The sequence below is a fragment of the Bacillus sp. CZDM1 genome (genome assembly GCF_055502545.1).
The window spans coordinates 91,612-109,917 of record NZ_JBUESO010000006.1; the positions used below are offsets into that span (position 1 = coordinate 91,612).

General features: G+C 40.9%; 22 protein-coding genes. 4 read left to right on the plus strand and 18 right to left on the minus strand.

Annotated elements, in window-relative coordinates; genetic code table 11:
- Window positions 1-361: 361 nt before the first annotated feature.
- Genes ACY3XC_RS15345 through ACY3XC_RS15355 form a run of 3 tightly spaced genes read right to left on the minus strand, consistent with a single transcriptional unit; the run spans window position 362 to window position 1,680 of the window.
- A complete protein-coding gene (locus tag ACY3XC_RS15345; protein WP_464869334.1) occupies window positions 362-502 on the minus strand; it encodes a hypothetical protein in 141 nt (46 codons plus the stop codon).
- Window positions 486-1,244, minus strand: a complete 759-nt coding sequence (locus tag ACY3XC_RS15350) for an Rpn family recombination-promoting nuclease/putative transposase (protein WP_464869335.1) — start codon at window positions 1,242-1,244, stop codon at window positions 486-488. The genes ACY3XC_RS15345 and ACY3XC_RS15350 overlap by 17 nt, the downstream gene beginning before the upstream one ends.
- A 40-nt stretch (window positions 1,245-1,284) precedes the next feature.
- Complete coding sequence (locus ACY3XC_RS15355) at window positions 1,285-1,680, minus strand: hypothetical protein (protein WP_464869336.1); 396 nt, start codon at window positions 1,678-1,680, stop codon at window positions 1,285-1,287.
- 219 nt (window positions 1,681-1,899) lie between these two features.
- Between ACY3XC_RS15355 and ACY3XC_RS15360 the strand changes: the two genes are divergently transcribed.
- Complete coding sequence (locus ACY3XC_RS15360) at window positions 1,900-2,310, plus strand: helix-turn-helix domain-containing protein (protein WP_464869337.1); 411 nt, start codon at window positions 1,900-1,902, stop codon at window positions 2,308-2,310.
- A gap of 374 nt (window positions 2,311-2,684) precedes the next feature.
- Here ACY3XC_RS15360 and ACY3XC_RS15365 read toward each other — a convergent pair whose 3' ends face one another.
- The 4 genes from ACY3XC_RS15365 to ACY3XC_RS15380 form a co-directional block, all read right to left on the minus strand.
- Window positions 2,685-4,376 (minus strand): glycerol-3-phosphate dehydrogenase/oxidase, encoded by a 1,692-nt coding sequence (locus ACY3XC_RS15365; RefSeq protein WP_464869338.1) that lies wholly within the window; start codon window positions 4,374-4,376, stop codon window positions 2,685-2,687.
- A 172-nt stretch (window positions 4,377-4,548) separates the two neighbouring features.
- A complete protein-coding gene (gene glpK, locus ACY3XC_RS15370; protein WP_464869339.1) occupies window positions 4,549-6,039 on the minus strand; it encodes a glycerol kinase GlpK in 1,491 nt (496 codons plus the stop codon).
- Window positions 6,040-6,069: 30 nt separating this feature from the next.
- Window positions 6,070-6,894, minus strand: coding sequence for an MIP/aquaporin family protein (locus ACY3XC_RS15375; RefSeq protein WP_464869340.1), 825 nt, complete (start codon window positions 6,892-6,894; stop codon window positions 6,070-6,072).
- A 223-nt stretch (window positions 6,895-7,117) separates the two neighbouring features.
- Complete coding sequence (locus ACY3XC_RS15380) at window positions 7,118-7,666, minus strand: glycerol-3-phosphate responsive antiterminator (protein WP_464869528.1); 549 nt, start codon at window positions 7,664-7,666, stop codon at window positions 7,118-7,120.
- A 183-nt stretch (window positions 7,667-7,849) separates the two neighbouring features.
- On the opposite strand from ACY3XC_RS15380, the gene ACY3XC_RS15385 reads away from it, so the two are divergent.
- Window positions 7,850-8,047 (plus strand): hypothetical protein, encoded by a 198-nt coding sequence (locus ACY3XC_RS15385; RefSeq protein WP_464869341.1) that lies wholly within the window; start codon window positions 7,850-7,852, stop codon window positions 8,045-8,047.
- A 306-nt stretch (window positions 8,048-8,353) separates the two neighbouring features.
- Here ACY3XC_RS15385 and ACY3XC_RS15390 read toward each other — a convergent pair whose 3' ends face one another.
- Together ACY3XC_RS15390 and ACY3XC_RS15395 are read right to left on the minus strand one after the other, a co-directional pair.
- Complete coding sequence (locus ACY3XC_RS15390) at window positions 8,354-8,632, minus strand: hypothetical protein (RefSeq protein ID WP_464869342.1); 279 nt, start codon at window positions 8,630-8,632, stop codon at window positions 8,354-8,356.
- The gene (locus tag ACY3XC_RS15395; protein WP_464869343.1) at window positions 8,629-9,015 is read right to left on the minus strand and encodes a single-stranded DNA-binding protein; all 387 of its coding nucleotides are present in this window, start codon (window positions 9,013-9,015) and stop codon (window positions 8,629-8,631) included. Before ACY3XC_RS15395 ends, ACY3XC_RS15390 begins: the two co-directional genes overlap by 4 nt.
- Window positions 9,016-9,275: 260 nt before the next feature.
- On the opposite strand from ACY3XC_RS15395, the gene ACY3XC_RS15400 reads away from it, so the two are divergent.
- On the plus strand, window positions 9,276-9,707 hold the full coding sequence (locus ACY3XC_RS15400; RefSeq protein WP_464869344.1) for a YwpF family protein: 432 nt from the start codon (window positions 9,276-9,278) through the stop codon (window positions 9,705-9,707).
- 41 nt (window positions 9,708-9,748) lie between these two features.
- On the opposite strand, the gene ACY3XC_RS15405 is transcribed toward ACY3XC_RS15400, so the two are convergent.
- From ACY3XC_RS15405 to spoIIID, 5 genes are all read right to left on the minus strand, one after another.
- Window positions 9,749-10,078, minus strand: coding sequence for a hypothetical protein (locus ACY3XC_RS15405; protein ID WP_464869345.1), 330 nt, complete (start codon window positions 10,076-10,078; stop codon window positions 9,749-9,751).
- A 113-nt stretch (window positions 10,079-10,191) separates the two neighbouring features.
- A complete protein-coding gene (gene fabZ, locus ACY3XC_RS15410; protein ID WP_464869346.1) occupies window positions 10,192-10,617 on the minus strand; it encodes a 3-hydroxyacyl-ACP dehydratase FabZ in 426 nt (141 codons plus the stop codon).
- Window positions 10,618-10,702: 85 nt separating this feature from the next.
- Entirely contained in the window at window positions 10,703-11,032 is a 330-nt protein-coding gene (locus ACY3XC_RS15415) for a DNA-directed RNA polymerase subunit beta (protein WP_464869347.1), read from the minus strand.
- A 333-nt stretch (window positions 11,033-11,365) separates the two neighbouring features.
- Entirely contained in the window at window positions 11,366-12,367 is a 1,002-nt protein-coding gene (mreB, locus tag ACY3XC_RS15420; protein ID WP_179158110.1) for a rod shape-determining protein, read from the minus strand.
- Between the two features lie 350 nt (window positions 12,368-12,717).
- Window positions 12,718-12,990, minus strand: coding sequence for a sporulation transcriptional regulator SpoIIID (gene spoIIID, locus ACY3XC_RS15425; protein WP_007086083.1), 273 nt, complete (start codon window positions 12,988-12,990; stop codon window positions 12,718-12,720).
- Between the two features lie 609 nt (window positions 12,991-13,599).
- On the opposite strand from spoIIID, the gene ACY3XC_RS15430 reads away from it, so the two are divergent.
- Window positions 13,600-13,905 carry an MGMT family protein gene (locus tag ACY3XC_RS15430; RefSeq protein WP_464869348.1) on the plus strand — a complete coding sequence of 102 codons (306 nt, stop codon included), beginning with the start codon at window positions 13,600-13,602 and terminating at the stop codon, window positions 13,903-13,905.
- Between the two features lie 15 nt (window positions 13,906-13,920).
- Here the strand turns inward: ACY3XC_RS15430 and ACY3XC_RS15435 are convergent, their stop codons facing one another.
- The 4 genes from ACY3XC_RS15435 to ACY3XC_RS15450 form a co-directional block, all read right to left on the minus strand.
- Complete coding sequence (locus ACY3XC_RS15435; protein WP_464869349.1) at window positions 13,921-14,367, minus strand: hypothetical protein; 447 nt, start codon at window positions 14,365-14,367, stop codon at window positions 13,921-13,923.
- 16 nt (window positions 14,368-14,383) lie between these two features.
- On the minus strand, window positions 14,384-15,148 hold the full coding sequence (locus tag ACY3XC_RS15440; RefSeq protein ID WP_464869350.1) for a hypothetical protein: 765 nt from the start codon (window positions 15,146-15,148) through the stop codon (window positions 14,384-14,386).
- Window positions 15,149-15,250: 102 nt separating this feature from the next.
- Window positions 15,251-17,227 (minus strand): penicillin-binding transpeptidase domain-containing protein, encoded by a 1,977-nt coding sequence (locus tag ACY3XC_RS15445; protein WP_464869351.1) that lies wholly within the window; start codon window positions 17,225-17,227, stop codon window positions 15,251-15,253.
- Window positions 17,228-17,360: 133 nt separating this feature from the next.
- Entirely contained in the window at window positions 17,361-18,212 is an 852-nt protein-coding gene (locus tag ACY3XC_RS15450; protein ID WP_464869352.1) for a peptidoglycan DD-metalloendopeptidase family protein, read from the minus strand.
- Between the last annotated feature and the right edge of the window lie 94 nt (window positions 18,213-18,306).

The window sequence follows — 18,306 nt, forward strand, 5'->3', positions numbered from 1 at the left end:
ACATAGGTAAATATGCGGTGCCTGTCACCACTCGTGGACATTTCGCCCTTTTTGTCCGTGTGGGGCGGACAGAATTGTATTCTTAGTGAAATACTACGCGAGTTGATGGTATGGGTTATGAGATTTGTGCACGCAAAAAGGGGCATAATATGCTACATATGGAATGTTTTGGTCAAATTGTGAAAGATTTATGACCAGCTTAAAAAGGGCTCCGGAAAAAATCCGGAGCCCTTTCGATAAAATTTGTCATTCTTTTGTAATAATACGATTGATATGGTTATGGCTTTTCCAGGGATGAAGTCTTTTTCCTCTCCATGATCCTCATGCTCGGCGATTACCTCATGCTCCTGGTATTTAAAGGTTATTCTTCGATTTCATTTAACATCCTGCTCAATTCTTCTGCTGTATACGGGGTAAGCCTTGCGGCTTCATTAAGTGGCATTCCTTTAGACAAAAGACCCTGAATTACGCTTAATATCCCTTTTTCAATGCCCTTTTTCAATGCCCTTTTCCATACCCTTTTCAATGCCAATTTCAATACCACTTTCCCTCGCATCTTCTAACCTGCTCCGTTCATCTGATAGAGCCTTTGCCCGCCGTTCGTATTCTCTTCTCGTCTCAGGGTCCGCGCTTAACATTGTCAGCTTTTCCTCTGCTTTACTAATGACATCCATCCTCAAGACCTCCCTTAATATATAATCAGGAACATCATCTTTTAAAAATAGCAGCCAGCAATGGAGTGGATTATTCAAATCATACATGACATCTTCAAACTTTGGAAATTCAATGAAATGAATCTCCAGCAAATCAGTTAAGTTATTTTTTGTTTGAGCTTCCCCTATTTTATAAATAGAATGGAAGTTCTCGCTCCGTAACTCTTCCAACTTAAACCCTAAAATATTGATGGTTACCGTTTTTTTTAGTTCTTTATAATTCCTGCCTGATTCAAAATCCTCTACAAATAGCTTTGACCAATAAAAAAGAGTTCGTGGGATCATGTTTTTTTGGTTTAACAGTTGCACTTCAATATTAATTTTTTCTCCGTCTGCCATTGTTGCCTTAATATCTAAAATACCTAATTTTTCTTCTTCCTTAAAACGGTCTAGCTTTTCATTTTCAATCGTTAGATTCACAATTTCCTTTTTTAGGATTGCATTCAGCAGACCAATTAATAGTTCATTATCATTTTCGTCTCCGAACAATTTTTTAAACAAGAAATCATTTAATGGATTTAGGCGATTCATTACAGTACCTCCCACTATTTTACCATATAATTTCCACCCTTTAGATTTCCTGTTTTTCACACACAGACAAAACCCTCGGTTCCACTTTATCTCGTAATTTAATTCTCTTACTTCCTGAATGCATCAGGAATGCGACCTTGTTGTCTTCCATAATCGCAAAGTTTGTGAAGATATCGTAAGCTTCTTCCTCGGACAGCTGTTTCTCGCCTTCGATTAGCTGTAAAGATTGGTGATAACAGTTAAATTGGGAGTTATTCTCACGTATATGGATGGTAACCCTTGATTGATGAAGAGGGATAGAATGGTAGGAAAGGTTTGAAGATGGATGATGGGACTTTTTAGAGAGTAAGATGGCGTCATAGAAATCCGGTTTACCTTTGATCTGCATTTCCATGTGACTTGGTCGTTCCCCGATAAAAATTAATGAGTTTGGCATCCTTTTATTGACCTCCGATGGGACAAATATTTACATCAACATTTATTATTCGACAATAATTTCACAACTCCTTTTTACCCTATGTGCTCTAACCCCTATATACAGAAGATTGTGCACATCCCTCACGCAATTCATTGTGCACATTGAACACATTTGACCTATGGCCATTCTTTTGCCGTTAAGTTAAAAACAACAATTGTTTTTATGGCGGTGATTAAGATGTCTTTATCTAAAAAATTGCGAAAGCTGCGTGACAGTCGAAACTGGTCCCAACAGACTCTAGCAGATATGATGAACATGGATCGCTCTACCGTGAGTCGATATGAAACGGGAAGAAGCATCCCCAACTATCAAACCGTGGTTCGATTTGCTGATTTATATCAGGTGGATAAGGAATATTTGGTCGGGGAATTAGATCAGCTCCTTCCTAAAGTCGAGGAGCCTGGATATATGACAAAGGAGAGCCCTCCGGACCATGATTTGGGCATCATTCTTCAGCTGCTCCAGCAAGAACCTGAATTGAAAAAGAATCTGCTCGATATCCATCTCATGCCGGCAAAGCGCCGGGCATTTTTTATCGATTTAATAACTTATCAGATTAAAGCAATAAAAAAACATAAAAATATCTAAAAAAGAGGCCGCTGATCTAGTATCAGCGGCCTCGCACTCTGTTGAAAAAGTCCTTTTCGCAATGGATAAAATATGGAAAATTTCGTAAAATACCCTCGAAGATATAAAAACGAGGAGGTTTTTTTATGTTATGCACTTATACTCCTCAACAAGTTGAACAGAATCGAAACTTTTATCTTAATTTGTATGATGCTTCCCATCAATTAGTCCAGATTGGTCGAGTGATGAATTGGCATCATCTTTATGAAAAACTTTTAAATTATTATATTTCAAACAATCAAAAAAACGTGTGGAAATTCACATGGATTTCATTGACTAAATTGTTTTTCAACAATTTTAGGCGCTATATTCATAGCGCCTAAAATACATATACATTAATGGTTATTTACTGTCCATGGAAGAGCTTCCATTTCATCGACAGGGGTGACAGATGAGAATAAGGCTTCCTCTAATGCAAGTGAATGTATTTTCTTTACTTGATTGTTCCAATTTAGCTTATCTGCCATGTATTCAATGACCTGTTTCCGTGAAATTTCTACTAACTGAATATCAAACAAGATGGCACTAGTTCGGCGATTAAAGAAATCAATAGGTGTTGCTGCCATTTCCTCCTCAATGGCATAGACAAGCTTGGCAAATAGTTCAGATGGAATTTGATATTTCTGTGCATCTTCTTTATTTTGGGAGAGAAGATTGTACACAGTGCCAACATTTGAACCATACATTCTTGCTAAATGCTCCGCTTCCTCTCTAGATAAACCTGCTGCAAGACCTTTATCGATTTGCCCCGAAACATAGGCTGAAAATTGAAGGGAGCCGCCAACATTTCCACCCGAAATCGGCATTTCTTTTGTTGGACATGTAGGGAAGTCTCGTGAATCTTCGTTTTGAAATTTAGTTGCTAACAGATCGACAACCATTTCCGCCATCTTTCGGTACCCCGTCAATTTGCCGCCTGCAATCGTAATCAATCCGGAAGCAGACTCCCAAATCTCATCTTTCCGTGAAATTTCAGAAGGATCCTTTCCTTCTTCATAAATGAGCGGACGAACTCCAGCCCAGCTTGATTCAATATCTTTCTCACTAATTTTTACATCAGGAAACATATAGTTGATCGCATTAATAATGTAGGTTCGGTCAGCCACCGTCATGTTCGGATTGACCATATCCCCATTATAGAAAGTATCTGTTGTCCCAACATAGGCCTTCCCATCACGCGGGATCGCAAAAACCATTCTGCCATCCGGGGTATCAAAATAGATCGCTTGCTTTAAGGGGAAACGAGATTGATCAATGACAAGATGGACACCTTTAGAATGCTGTAATGTTTTTCCCTTTTTAGAATGATCCATTTCACGGACTGAGTCTACCCAAGGGCCGGCAGCGTTCACGATTTTTTTCGCACGAATCAAATACTTTTCGCCGCTTATCATGTCCTGGACCATTGCCCCAACGACTTTCCCCTTTTCGTAAACTAGCTTCACGACTTTTGTATAGTTACAAGCAGTAGTCCCTTTTTCGAAAGCTGACTTCATTACTTCAATGGTAAGTCGAGCATCATCTGTCCGATATTCAACATAATAGCCGCCACCTTTTAATCCCGTTTTTTTAACTAAAGGCTCCTTTGCTAATGTTTCCTCCACAGAGAGCATGGAGCGCCGTTCAGATCTTTTAACTCCTGCTAAGAAATCATATACTTTTAACCCAATCGATGTGGAGAACTTTCCGAATGTCCCGCCTTGATGCATGGGAAGTAACATCCATTCGGGTGTTGTGACATGAGGCCCATTTTCATAAACCACTGCCCGTTCTTTCCCAACTTCCGCCACCATTTTGACTTCAAATTGTTTTAAATAGCGTAATCCGCCATGAACTAATTTCGTGGACCTGCTAGAAGTTCCGGCGGCAAAGTCCTGCATCTCTACAAGTGCTGTTTTCATGCCGCGTGCTTGAGCATCAAGAGCAATTCCGGCACCAGTGATTCCACCGCCGATGATCAATACATCAAACGGTTCATTTTTCAATTTGTGAACAATTTCTTTTCGGTGTAAGGTAGAAAATTTCATGATTGTGGCCTCCGTTTGTTAAGTCTCTTGTATAGACAGTGAGGGGAACAAAAAAGAGACCACAAAAGACATTATCGACGAACGATAATGTTTTTGTGGTCTCTCCGATTTCTCCTGCCAAATATTAACTTAACTTTATTATAACATAATCAACTTCTTTTGAATACAAAGTTTATTTAAAAGCCATCGCTGCTTTTACTGCTTTTTTCCAACCAGAGTAAAGGGCATCACGGTTCTCTTCTGTGATTTGTGGTTTAAATTCGCGATCCACGGCCCATTGCTTGGAAATTTCCTCTTGGCTTTCCCAGAAACCAACCGCAAGTCCCGCTAAATAAGCAGCTCCGAGAGCCGTTGTTTCATTCACGATTGGTCTTTCAACCGGTACATTTAATAAATCGCTTTGGAATTCCATTAAGAAATTATTTTTCACAGCGCCGCCATCGACTCTTAGTTGCTTTAATTCGATTCCAGAATCGACTTCCATTGCCGATAGAACATCTTTGGTTTGATAGGCAAGTGATTCCAGTGTTGCCCGCACAAAATGTTCTTTAGAAGTTCCTCGTGTTAATCCAAATACAGCACCGCGGACATCGCTATCCCAATATGGTGTTCCTAAGCCGACAAAGGCTGGAACAACATAAACTCCATCAGTAGAGGTAACCTTTGTCGCATAATCCTCACTGTCCTTGGCATCTTTAAGCATCCTTAATCCGTCACGAAGCCATTGGATGGCTGAACCTGCAACAAAAATACTTCCTTCAAGTGCATATTCCACTTTACCATCGATTCCCCATGCGATGGTTGTTAACAAACCATGGTCGGATTGTACAGCCTTTTCGCCTGTATTCATCAGCATAAAGCAACCTGTACCATACGTATTTTTCGCCATACCCTTTTTAAAACATGCCTGACCAAACAAGGCAGCCTGCTGATCGCCGGCAACCCCTGCGATTGGAATTTCTTTACCGAAGAAGTGGTAGTCCACCGTGTGCGCATATACTTCGGAAGAAGGACGTACGTCTGGTAGCATGGACGCCGGTACGCCTAAGATGTCTAATAATTCTTCGTCCCACTTTAGGTCGTAAATATTGAACATAAGAGTCCTAGAGGCGTTGGAATAATCAGTCACATGGGCTCTTTCTCCAGAAAGCTTCCAAATGAGCCAAGTATCAATCGTCCCAAACAATAATTTACCCTGCTCCGCTTTTTCACGCGCACCTTCGACATGATCCAATATCCATTTCACTTTTGTTCCGGAAAAATAAGCATCGATTAATAATCCTGTTTTATTACGGAAAAGGTCATTATAGCCTTTTTCCTTTAATTCATCACAAATTTCACTTGTCTGTCTTGATTGCCAAACGATAGCATGGTATACAGGAAGACCTGTTTCTTTATCCCAAACCACAGTGGTCTCGCGCTGATTGGTAATACCAACCCCAGCAATTTGATCTGGTTTAATATTTGACTCAGAAAGAACACTCGCAATAACTGAAAGGATGGATCCCCAAATCTCATTCGCATCATGCTCGACCCAGCCTGGTTTCGGGAAATGTTGCGTAAATTCTTTCTGTGCGGTATGAACGATTTCTCCAGCTTTATTAAAAAGGATTGCTCGTGAACTTGTTGTCCCTTGATCCAGTGATAAAATATATTTCTCCATTTTGATTCCCCCAAATTGATAGATTAATTATTATGCGGCTTGACTGACATTATTTAAAGAACTAGATTGCTTTTTAGTAACGGCTAGTGCAAGTAATAGAATGATGGCATTGATTCCTAAAACGATCCATAGGGATTGTGTAACTTCTCCTTGAAAAACAGCCTTATAGAATACCGCACCAAGACTGCCTCCCATTAATGGTCCAACGACAGGGATCCAGGCATAACTCCAGTTGGAGCCGCCTTTCCCGTGAATCGGGAGCAGGAAATGAGCAATCCGCGGACCGAGGTCACGAGCTGGATTAATCGCGTAGCCAGTTGTACCGCCTAATGACATCCCAATCACAACGATAAGTAAACCAACGACAAGTGGATTTAATCCATCTGTAAACTTATTAGCACCGATAAATAATAGACCAAGGACAAGAATGAAAGTACCAAATAACTCACTAATAACATTTGAAAAAGTATGAGGAATTGCCGGGCTTGTAGCGAATACCCCAAGCTTTGTTCCTGGATCCTCGGTCGCTTTCCAATGTGGTAGATAATGCAGGTAAACTAAAGCTGCACCAATAATAGCGCCAATCATCTGAGCCGTAATATAACCCGGCACCTCAGACCAAGCAAAGTCTCCATTTATAGCTAAAGCTACCGTTACAGCGGGATTTAAGTGAGCCCCACTTACCGAACCTACTGCAAAAACAGCCATTGTAACGGCAAGACCCCAAGCAAGCGTGATTACAATCCATCCAGCATTATTAGAATAGGAATTCTTCAGTGAAGATCCTGCTCCAATCCCCGCACCAAACACGATTAGAAGCATCGTTCCAATCAATTCTCCAACAAATGGTGTCATTTTTTTTTCTCCTTTTTTAAAAATATTTTTGTTGCCGTTTGAAACATTTGGCGAAAAAAAAAGAGATCCACAGCAGAATAGCCCATAATTGGGTATCTGTGTGAATCTCCTTATCTCCGTCACAAAATATTAACTTGTTAAATTGAGTATAATAAGTTATGAAAACGGTGTCAATCACTATTTTCAAGTTTTCACAGTATTTATATTTATTATACTATTAATATTATTTTTCGAAGAGGTCCCAAAGCTCACGTTTGGATGTCGTGATGGCAGAAGCACCAGCATCCAAAGCAGTATTTACGTCTTCTACTGTCCGAATCAATCCTCCAGCAAATATTGGAATATGTACTCTCTCTTTTATCTCGGCTATCATTTTTGGCATCGCACCAGGAAGAACTTCGAGGTAATCGGGTTGTGTTTTTTGAATGAGCTTTAAGCTTTTTTCTATTGCATGACTATCAATGAGGAACATTCTTTGGACCGCGATTACCCCTTTTTGCTTCGCCTTTTGGATCACGCTGCTCTTTGTCGAGATCAATCCAAATGGCTTGAATTCCTGGCAAATATATTCTGTTGCAAATTCATCATTTTTGATTCCATGGATTAAATCGACATGATAGATCATTTTCTTGCCATGCTGCTTCGCCATTTCATTAATGTGTTTGAGCTGGGCAATATGCATGTCCAAGAATACCCCGGTTTCATAGGAGCTTTTTAAAAACCGCTCAAATTCCTTCATATTCGCCGATGCTGGTAATATTTTTTGCTCCATCATCACTTTACCCCTCTATAAGCTTTTCCCCTATCATAAATAGAAAAATAGATTTATACAATACGAATGAAATAATTAGATGGTAATTAACGGTAAATAATTAACCAAATGAGAGAAGGGGAATGAGCTGTAAGTTTCATTGATTTGCTAAAGAGCCGTAACAATCGCTTAGTCTGGGGTGCTATGACCTCATTATCTACCATTGCTCAAGTGTCATCAGAAACCATAATGGAGCGTCTTGATCTATTATTTTCTACGATCAAATCAGGCTCAGTCATTACGGTTGATAAAGGAGTGTTAACTTTATCAAAACTAGCTGCAGTTAACAGGGAGAACAACGAGAGGATTTTTCCGTTTCTGCTGGAAAAAATAGGCCGCTGATCTAGTATCAGCGGCCTCGAAAAATAAAACACAGGGGGTTTTGTACTATTGTGCCCTGCTGGCCATAATTTATACGAAAAAATTGATAAAAAAATTCCGGCGCTGCTTGGCCGGAAAATGGGGATTATTTTGGAGAGCAATCGCTTTTCTATATTCTAACTTCGGGGAAAAATTTTTAAAAAGGTACCTGAAGTTGATTTTAGTTTTACCAAAGTAGGACTTTTATTTTTAAAAAGTCGCGAAATAACTATTTCCACGTTAAAATCGGCTTTAAGATTTTAACAACAATCGTTGAGAAAACAGCCTTTAAAAATGAACAGAGATTTGGTCATGAATTTCAGATTGTGAGTGTGTGTGAGGATGTGTGGGGTAATTTCTGATAGGGCTCCAGTCTCGTTCCTTTAGCTGCCCTTTCATAATCCATTCTAGCTGGCTAATTCTCTTCTGCAGACTCTCCGTGTTCTGGGACATCTCAATCATTCTTTTTTGCAGATGGTCGTTATTCTGATTGGCTCGGCCCACCATTTTAATCAAACTTTCAAGCAGCTGTTCTAAACTAGCGGCTACATCATCACGATTCGTCAAAACGGCAGCTCCTCCTTCGTAACAGGAACCGTAACCGGCGGTGGTACAAGTGGTGTCGAATTGGGCTTTGCACCTAAGAATTGGATCGATTCGGCCACTACCTCTGTCACATAAACCCTTTTTCCCTCTTTATTGTCATAATGCCGCGAATGCAGCCTACCTGTTATCCCAACAACTGAGCCTTTCCGGCAGTATTGAGCAGTATTTTCGGCTGCCTTTTTCCAGAGGGTGCATTGGACGAAATCCGCCTCAATTTCTCCATGCTGATTTCTGAATTGTCGGCTAACAGCCAAGGTGATAGAAGTTACCGACAGCCCTTCACCTGTTTTCCTTAACTCCGGATCCCGCGTGAGTCTTCCGACAATCGTGACTTGATTGATCATACATATTCTCCTCTCCTTTTGATGGCTTAATCATAGCCCCTCAGGAACCTTCCTGTAAAATTGTGATATGAAAATTTCCGACAAGGTTCTACCTTCAAATTCATGATTTTACCTAAGGCAAAAACGGAGTTTGGAAGACCTATTCTTTCGCAAAGTGCTATCTTGCAAAATGCGACAAATATTTTTCGACATTTGTTTCTAGTCCGAATATGTTATAATTTAGAAAATGTGACCCGAGAATCGAAACGGAGGTATCGCAGATGAAAACCTTTAAGTTAGTCGCTTTGGAAGTTGTTGACGGTGGAAATACAGTGGAAATTCCATTAGAAGATGGATTAATTATCAATAAAGAGAACGAACGTGCCAGCTGGCTGCTTGAGGCCTATACGGATTTTTCTCTATATGATTTTTTCAAGAAAATCGAGGAGCAAGGCCGTGAGGTGATCGTACAAGCGGTGATTTCGAAGCGTGAAAACACTCCTGCCTATTTCCAAACGAGAATTGCTTCACTTCACAAATTCGAAAAACATATTAGTGTTCTGTTCGAAGGTCAATTGCGCCGAAACCGGAGTGATTATTCCGAGCTGCTGCTCGACAGCCTGCTTGAAAAAGGGCTTGGAGGTCAAGCTTTACTCGAAGAATTCAAGGATAAAATGAAAAGTAAACCGAAATTAAAAATTAAACATGACTAGTAAATAGGCAGGCTGATTTTATTCAGCCTGCCTCATGTACTTTATTCGTCTCTATTGTCGCGATCGTTCATATCACGGTCGTCTTCGATGATATCTTCACGATTTGTGTTTCTGTCTCTGATCATGTCTTTGTCTGTATCCGTGTTTATGTCGTTGTTGTTATAACGAGTGTTGGTGTTGCCTAAACCATCGTCATTGTCATCAACGTCGTTGTTATCGTTACCATCGAGATTGTTATCATCATCAAGTGGAGTATCCACTTTGTCATTCACTGGCGGCGGCGGATTTTGATCATCATCATTATTACACCCCGCTAACATAAACCCTGATAGAAGCGCACTTAATAGCACTAAAAACAGCTTTTTCTTCAAACGTAAAAGCCCCTTTCCATGAGAAAAATATTGACCCGTTTAAATTGGTCTGATGTTATTTTCCCCAAGATTCTAAGGACTATTACAAAAAAAATAACCGGGAGGATTCCCGATTATTTTCCTAGTGCAAAAGTGATTTCCGCTTCGCAGGCAATTTCTCCATCCACTGTCGCCACCGCTTTCCCTTTTCCAATCGGTCCGCGCAAGCGAGTAATTTCGACTTCAAGTCGAAGCTGATCCCCTGGTTTTACTTGTCTTTTGAAACGGCAGCCATCAATTCCTGCAAAAAAGGCTAATTTTCCGCGATTTTCTTCTTTTTTCAATACAGCCACCGCGCCAACCTGTGCAAGCGCCTCAACGATTAGCACTCCTGGCATAACCGGATAATCAGGAAAATGGCCATTGAAGAATTCCTCATTTGCTGTTACATTTTTAATTCCAACCGCCCTAACCCCTTCTTCAATTTCCAAAATTTTATCTACGAGCAAAAATGGATAACGATGGGGAATGATTTCTTTTATTTGTGTCACATCTAACATTATTGGTACCTCCTCATAGGAACAGATACATACATTTTACTATTAAGAGGATACAAAAAGGAAGGGCAAGTGCGCCCTTCCTCGTTTATTTTTTTTCAACTAAGTCGATAATATGTGTCCAAGTGGACCCTTTTAACACATCTCCGGCATTTCCATTCCCGAGCACACTGTATCCAACCGTGGCACCAAGAAGGGCAAAAACTCCAGTCAAAATGACCAACAAGACAATCCTCAGCCAAATTGGAATAAGTCGGATTCGAATTCTCTTATTCGTATTTTCAGCTGGGGCCTTTTGAGCACTTTTGACTTTAGAAGCTTTCTGCGTGGTTGTAGCTTCTACAGCCTTTCGCCCATCGTCTTTTGTCTTTTGATACTCTTCCCTCGTCTTCACCTGTTTTAGATGATTAACTGACATCTCTTATTCCCCTTTAACCGAAATCCTCTATTTCGTATTGGATCTTTAGTTTGCCTGATTTTACATTTTACCTAATATTATACTCTATTTTATAAAATAATTAGGGAATTCGCAGTAACTTTTTGCAGAAAAAGTATTTCCATGGCAAATAGTGGCGAAAAATCCTTAGTGAAGATATGATGCGTGGCGATTCTGAGATTTACGTGCCGAATTTCATTTTTACGTGCCAAATCCCAGATTTATGCCAAACTAACCCCTACTCCCTAAACCAAATAAAAAAAGCCCAATGATTTGATGTCATTAGACTTCTTATAAGGTAAGATGTCCTACCTGTTAACCAAGTTTTCTTTTCGCAATTCGGTCAATATTGTCTAACATAATGCCTGTTCCGATTGCCACGCAGTCCATTGGATTTTCTGCCACTAGGACTGGCACCTTCAGCTCATCTGCTAACAACGTGTCAATACCGTGAAGTAACGCTCCGCCACCTGTTAAGATAACGCCGCGATCAATGATGTCAGCTGATAATTCTGGCGGTGTGCGTTCAAGAACGCTTTTTGCCGCCTGAACAATCACGGACACAGACTCACGCAGTGCACCTTCGATTTCTTCTGAACGAACCGTAATCGTACGCGGCAGGCCGCTGACCATGTCTCGTCCACGAATTTCCATTTCTTCCGAGCGTGATCCTGGAAATACGGTACCTATGTTGATTTTAATATTCTCAGATGTGCGCTCACCGATCAATAGCTTGTACTCACGCTTGATGTAGTTGAGGATTTCCATGTCGAACTTGTCGCCGGCCATTTTAATGGAAGATGAAGTAACGATATCGCCCATTGAAAGGACCGCTACATCCGTTGTTCCACCGCCGATGTCAACGACCATATTACCGCTTGGCTGGAAAATATCCATCCCTGCGCCAATCGCTGCCACTTTCGGCTCTTCTTCCAGGTAAATCTTCTTTCCGCCGCTTTTTTCAGCCGCTTCTCGAATTGCTTTTTGCTCCACACTTGTGATGTTCGTTGGGCAGCAAATCAAAATACGCGGTTTTGATAAAAAGCCTTTTACGTTAAGCTTATTAATAAAATGTTTTAACATTGCTTCTGTTACGTCAAAGTCAGCAATTACTCCATCCTTCAATGGGCGAATCGCGACAATGTTTCCAGGTGTACGTCCAACCATACGGCGAGCTTCCTCACCTACAGCAAGAACTCGATTTGTATTTTTGTCTATAGCAACAACAGATGGCTCATTCAATACAATTCCACGGCCTTTTACGTGAATTAACACGTTAGCCGTTCCCAAATCAATCCCAATATCCCTAGCAAACATTCTCTTTTCTTTCCTCCTTGAAACGGTCATACTTTCCTAATTGTTAATTGTATCATATTCCTTAAAATTTCCATACTCTTAACTCAAAAAACGTAGAAATTTGTCGGAAAAAATTTATTGAAAGAGAATGCTGCTACTTTTAGCCATTGGCTGTGTTAGATTTGGCTGTTGATTTGTGCTCCGGGCGCTTCGCACAAATCAACAGGTTCTAAAATCTATATTTTCCATTAACACAGCCTAAATTAAAAATGGCCCTTTCCCCGACTTTCTTAGAATGCACCAAGAAGTCCTTGAAAATGGCCATTTCAAAACATTTTTTCTTTTTTACGAAAGATTTTCTGAAAGTCGGCCTATTTAACGGCCTCACCCTCTTTTTCTTCCTTCTGATATTTCATCTTTGTCGCTTCTCCACCCCGGAGATGTCTGATCGATTTATGATAATCTAGTATCTCTTTTACTTCATTTGCCAGCTCAGGATTTATTTCAGGAAGTCTCTCTGTCAAATCTTTATGGACAGTACTTTTGGACACGCCAAACTCCTTCGCTATTACACGAACCGTTTTCCTCGTCTCCACGATATACTTTCCAATCTTGATAGTTCTCTCTTTGATGTAATCGTGCACACCACTCGCCCTCCCTAAATTGGATGTGAGAAGTGCGAAATGAGATCCGCTTATCACTAAGACGAATTACTGTAACCGCAAAGTGTCCGCCCCCCGTGGACAGTGTCCACGGGCGGTGCCTGTCACCATTTATTGTCACCATTTATGCAACTATGCGGTATTACGATGAATAATCATGTCCCCAACTGAATTCACAAAGGCCTCAAACGACTCTTCACCTCAAACACTCTCTTTGTAAAGGTTTGTAACCATTTTATTAGCTTGGATACGGGAATATGCACGAATTACTGAATAAGGACAAGACTGTTCAGAAATTATTTGAAAAATCAGACACTTCAAGTACTTTTTACCACAAAATCGACAATTTGACGAAAGTGCTGAAGACCGCATGTAATATGGGTTTATTTTGGAAATGAAGCGTCCTTTCATTTATTTCCCGAGAAATTTGTCAGCACTAAATGTCGAATGAAAATTTTATTGAAAATAATATTTTTTGTTCATTTTATCGTTTTTTCAGCTTATTTCACTGTTTCAACGATAATTTTTTCACTGTCTTTTTAACAGAATATAATATAATGGGGGAAGTTAGACTGAAAGGAAATTCGAAATATGCAGCCTTTTACAGAAAAAGTCATAGAAATCATTAAAAATATTCCCGAAGGCAAGGTTATGACCTATGGACAAATAGCCAGAGAGGCTGGAAGCCCGCGTGCTGCACGGCAGGTCGTCAGGGCCCTGCACTCGATGAGCAGGAAGCATCGCCTTCCCTGGCACCGCGTCGTCAATTCCAAAGGACAAATCGCCCTCAAGGACGATGAATCCTATCATGAACAGCTGTTTTCGCTCGAGAGTGAAGATATCCATATCGGGCTAAACGGAATCATTGACCTCGAGAAATACCAATACCACCCTTAAAAAAGAGGTGGTATTTTATATTTTTGTTAAACCCAGAGCAAAGTGGTCCCATAATATTTTTTCTACCTGTTCCCATTTTCGGTCCTCACAACGAACCATGAGGACAATTTCTGATGTGATCCTTGAACTCCCTCTTTTATTTTTCCTGAGGAGAAACATCTTCAAAAGAAATCCTAACAGCAGCCCTGAAACGGCGCCAATGATTCCCCATAAAATGGGCCCCCATTCTAGGACATACCCATAAATTGCACCGAGCAGCATGAAGCAGGTTCCTAGGATCGCAGGTCCGTCAAACAGACTAAATCCATCTGATTTGTGGATGGTATCGAACAACCCCCTCAATTCCTTACGCTTATCAAGCGGAGCCGCTAATATTAACTCCTTTGAGATCCCCTGCTGTTCTAGTGCTGTAATGGCTAATTCAATATAAATAGAATTCTCAAATGCAGCAATAACAAACATCCACTCCACTCACTTCTTAAAAAGGAAATTTGAACTCCTTTTTTTGATAATTTTCTCGTAAAAATCTTTTCATTTCTTTTTCAAAAAGAAAATTATATTCAATCGTTGAACTATAAGCGTCATAAAGAATAAAAAAATAAATAGAAGGCAGATAGAGGAGCCACTGCATATCGACTACCTTTTTCGCCTCTGAAAACTTGCCAACCATCGTGAACTGAATACCCTCTGGAATATGCCCAAAATACATGATGGCTACGGTATAGGCAAAAATAAAAAATCCTGCAATCACTTTATGGATATAAAGATGACCCAACCCTGGGAATAGTGCAGACCAAGTAACCGCGACCCAAGGTTTACGCTTATCCATGTAGTTTATATCCCAAGCCCCCATGGCAATCGGACGTAAGGAGGCATCCTCACGATCGGCTAATATGTATTGTTTGTTTAAGTCAACCGTGGTTCGATAGCTGTCCCAGATCCCAAACATGTATATTCCTACATAAAGCATAAGCCAGCGTTCATCCATTACTTCCTTGGCTTTCGTAAAGTCACCAGTCAGAGTATATAAAATCCCGAGATTCACGTTTGCCTTGCCATTAATAAACATCTCCCAAATGATCAGAATAAACCCTGCGATATAACGGTGCAGTAAAAGGTGACCAAAACCAGGATAAGAAAAGGCAAAAAACGCAACCACCCACGGGTTCTTTTTTTGAAGGACTGAGGTCGTAAATTGAGATAAATGTGCTCTGTATCTTCGAGGTTGAGGATTTTTGGTCAAATTGCTACTCCCGTCTTTTTCCTATTATTTTTTCTAATTCTGGTTTAATTATCCTTACACGTAACAAAAAAACAGAAACCAGCAGTTGGTTTCTGTTTAAGGTTATTTATTTTGCATAAAGGCATTTTTTACTTTTTTCACTGGAATCTGAGAACCGCCACGGTCCAGAACGTTTTCGACCATCATCGCAACCATTAATCTTGACGAGTTGGTATTGTAGGCGATGAACCAGCCGTTTTCCGTTCCTTTTTCACCTTGCTTTTCCTTGATTTCAGCTGTACCGGTTTTTCCTGCTAGTGGATAGTCTGCGATATTAGCAGAATGTGCCGTTCCATCAGCGTCACCGACGACCTTTCTTAACATCGAAGAAACCGTTGTGGCAATCTCAGGAGAAACCACTGCTTTCTCACTCTTTTCAGCATCTAGGATCAGGCTAGGTTTAATCATATTTCCACCATTTACAAAAGGAGTATAGGTTTCAAGCAAATGAACGATACTCATTTGAATCTGCCCCTGACCATATCCTGAATCCGCTAAGAAAATTTCGTTTTCCAATTTCCCAATCGTTGACTTTTCAAGCGGGAATGGATAGTCAGACTCTTCCTCAAAGCCAAACTCCTTAAGCCCCGCCGCAAACGGCTCTTTTCCAATTCCTAATGCTGTCTGCGCGAAATAAATATTGTCCGAGAAAACCATCGCTTTTTCGAGATTAACAGGATTGGCTTCATGAACCCTCGTCACAAAATAGTTGCCCCACGAGGCACCCTTCTGCCATTTCAACCCTTTTATATCCATCGTTTGCTCTGGAGTGATGGTCTTGTTTGTGAGCCCAATCGCCGCTGTAATTGGTTTGAACACCGAACCTGGTGCATACGCCTTATTGAACCTGGTCGTCATCGGCTTGAGTGGATCCTCCTGAAGCTGGTCCCACTCGTCACCTGAGAAGCCCAGGGTGGCTTGATTTGGGTCAAATGATGGTGAACTGACAAGTGCCAGCGTCTCACCACTCACGGGGTCTATCGCCGCTCCTGCGCCTGCTTCACCAACAAGCTCTGCATACAGACTAGCCTGCAGGTCGATATCGATGGTAAGCGATATCTCCTTTCCATCCTCTACCGGCTTTTCAGCTAGGATTTCTGTCGCTCCATCCGGCTTTTTAATCGTGATCTTCACGCCGCTATGCCCTTTAAGCTGCTCGTCAAAAACTTCCTCGAGCCCTCTTTTTCCAATCACGTCATTACTTGAATAGCCTTTATCCTTTAACTTTTCGAGCTCTTCTGCGGTAATCGAGCCGACATAACCGATTAAATGAGCCGCCGCTTCGTTGTAGGGATAAATTCGCGCTTCCACCTTTTTAGTTTGCACCGGCTCTAAGGCGATTAACTGGGCGATACGCTCCGTATCGTCCATCGATACCTTCTTTAACGGCACAAACAAATCGGGCTTCACCCAGCTGGCATTAAGCGCTTTGTTGATTTGCTCAGGTGTCATTTTTAATAGGCGGGATAATTGTGGAATAACCGTCTCCTCCTGCCCCTCAAACTTCCCAGGGACCACTCCCACCTCATACACCTGTCCATTCATAGCTAGCCCATTTCCTGCCCGGTCAAAGATTTGACCGCGCTTAGGCTTAACGCTGCTAATCCCGATTTTGTCGCCATCCTTCAATTGTGGAAAAATATACGTCGTGTTCCAGTCCACATACCAGTTATTTTCTTTGTCACGTTCTTCTTTTTTCAGCTTAGCATTGTGTGTAAATTCGATGGGCCCAGCGATGCTGTCCATAGATGCGGAAAAATCATATGTAATATTGTCTTGATCCTTGTCCAACTCTTGTTCTTCCGTTGGTTTAGTAAAGTTAATCTTGAGGTCTTTTATTTGTAGGTCATCGTAGATTTTTTTGTAGCGATTGGTGAAGTCTTCTTTCGAGATTACCTCTTTGGAGCCCTCTGTAAGGTAGTCATACATCTTATCAAACTTTTGCTCATTCCATAGCTTTATGTATGCGTCGAATCGGTCCTCGGGCGTGGGTTCCTTGCTGCAGCCAGCTGCCACCATCGCGAAGAGAACAAGTGTCACCAGCAGCCCTATTATTTTTTTCAAAAAAGATCCCCCCTTTTCCACCAGTTTACCATATTTATCTAAATAAAACGCAGGCAAAAGCACACAAAAAAAAGAGGAAGGTAGATTCCCCTTTCCCCTTTGTTGATTATTAAGAGTTTGTTTTGTCTGTTGACTCAGAAGATTCATCATCGGATGGAGCATCTTCATCTGAAGGAGTTTCTTCCTTTGATGGAGTTGACTCATCACTCGCCGGGTCCTCAATCATTTGTTGTTTCGGACTCTTTTTATCTCCTGGATTTTCATCCGCTGCAGTTTCTTCCTGTAATTCGCTTACTGGTTTGTTAAAAAAGTCAGTTGGATTTACTGGGATACCATCTTTACGGATTTCAAAATGTACATGTGTTCCAGCTTCTTCTTGGTACAAGCTTTGTCCAGCCATGGCAAGTACTTGTCCTTGTTTGACTTTGTCGCCAACCTTAACCTTTACATCTTTAACCGACTGATATTTTGTTATAATATTCTTATCGTGCTCGATTTCGATGACATTACCAAGGGTAGCATCTTCTTCGACTCTAGTAACTTTCCCGCTTAGGGCAGATACTACATCAAAGGTTTCGCCATCTTTGGATGTGAAGTCAATACCAGTATGCGGCTCATAATTATTGTTGTAAACGACTAATGCCGCTTCTTGTTTTTCTTCACTTGCATTGTCATCATAGAATTCCATTTTGACGGTTGTCTCCATTGGATTCTTCACCGGCATTTTCAGGTTTTCCAAGCTTGAGTTAACCTCAAGTGCTGGAGTATCGTTCTTACCTGTTAGGTCAGAAGACTCGTAATCATACTTGTCTGTTGCATTGTCGCTGCCTTGGAACCAAAGAACACCTGTCAGAATGATTGCTGCACTTGCAATATAAATGGCTGGAAATACCCAACGCTTTTTGAAAAAGCGTTTAACGCTGGAACCTTGAGAAGATCGCTTGTTTTCTTCCTCTCTCATTTTCATCACCTCAGCAATCATTCTGAACAGATAAGTAGAATTATATACACTAGTAAAAAAATTTTTTCCACTTATTTTTTGAAAGTACGGAAGT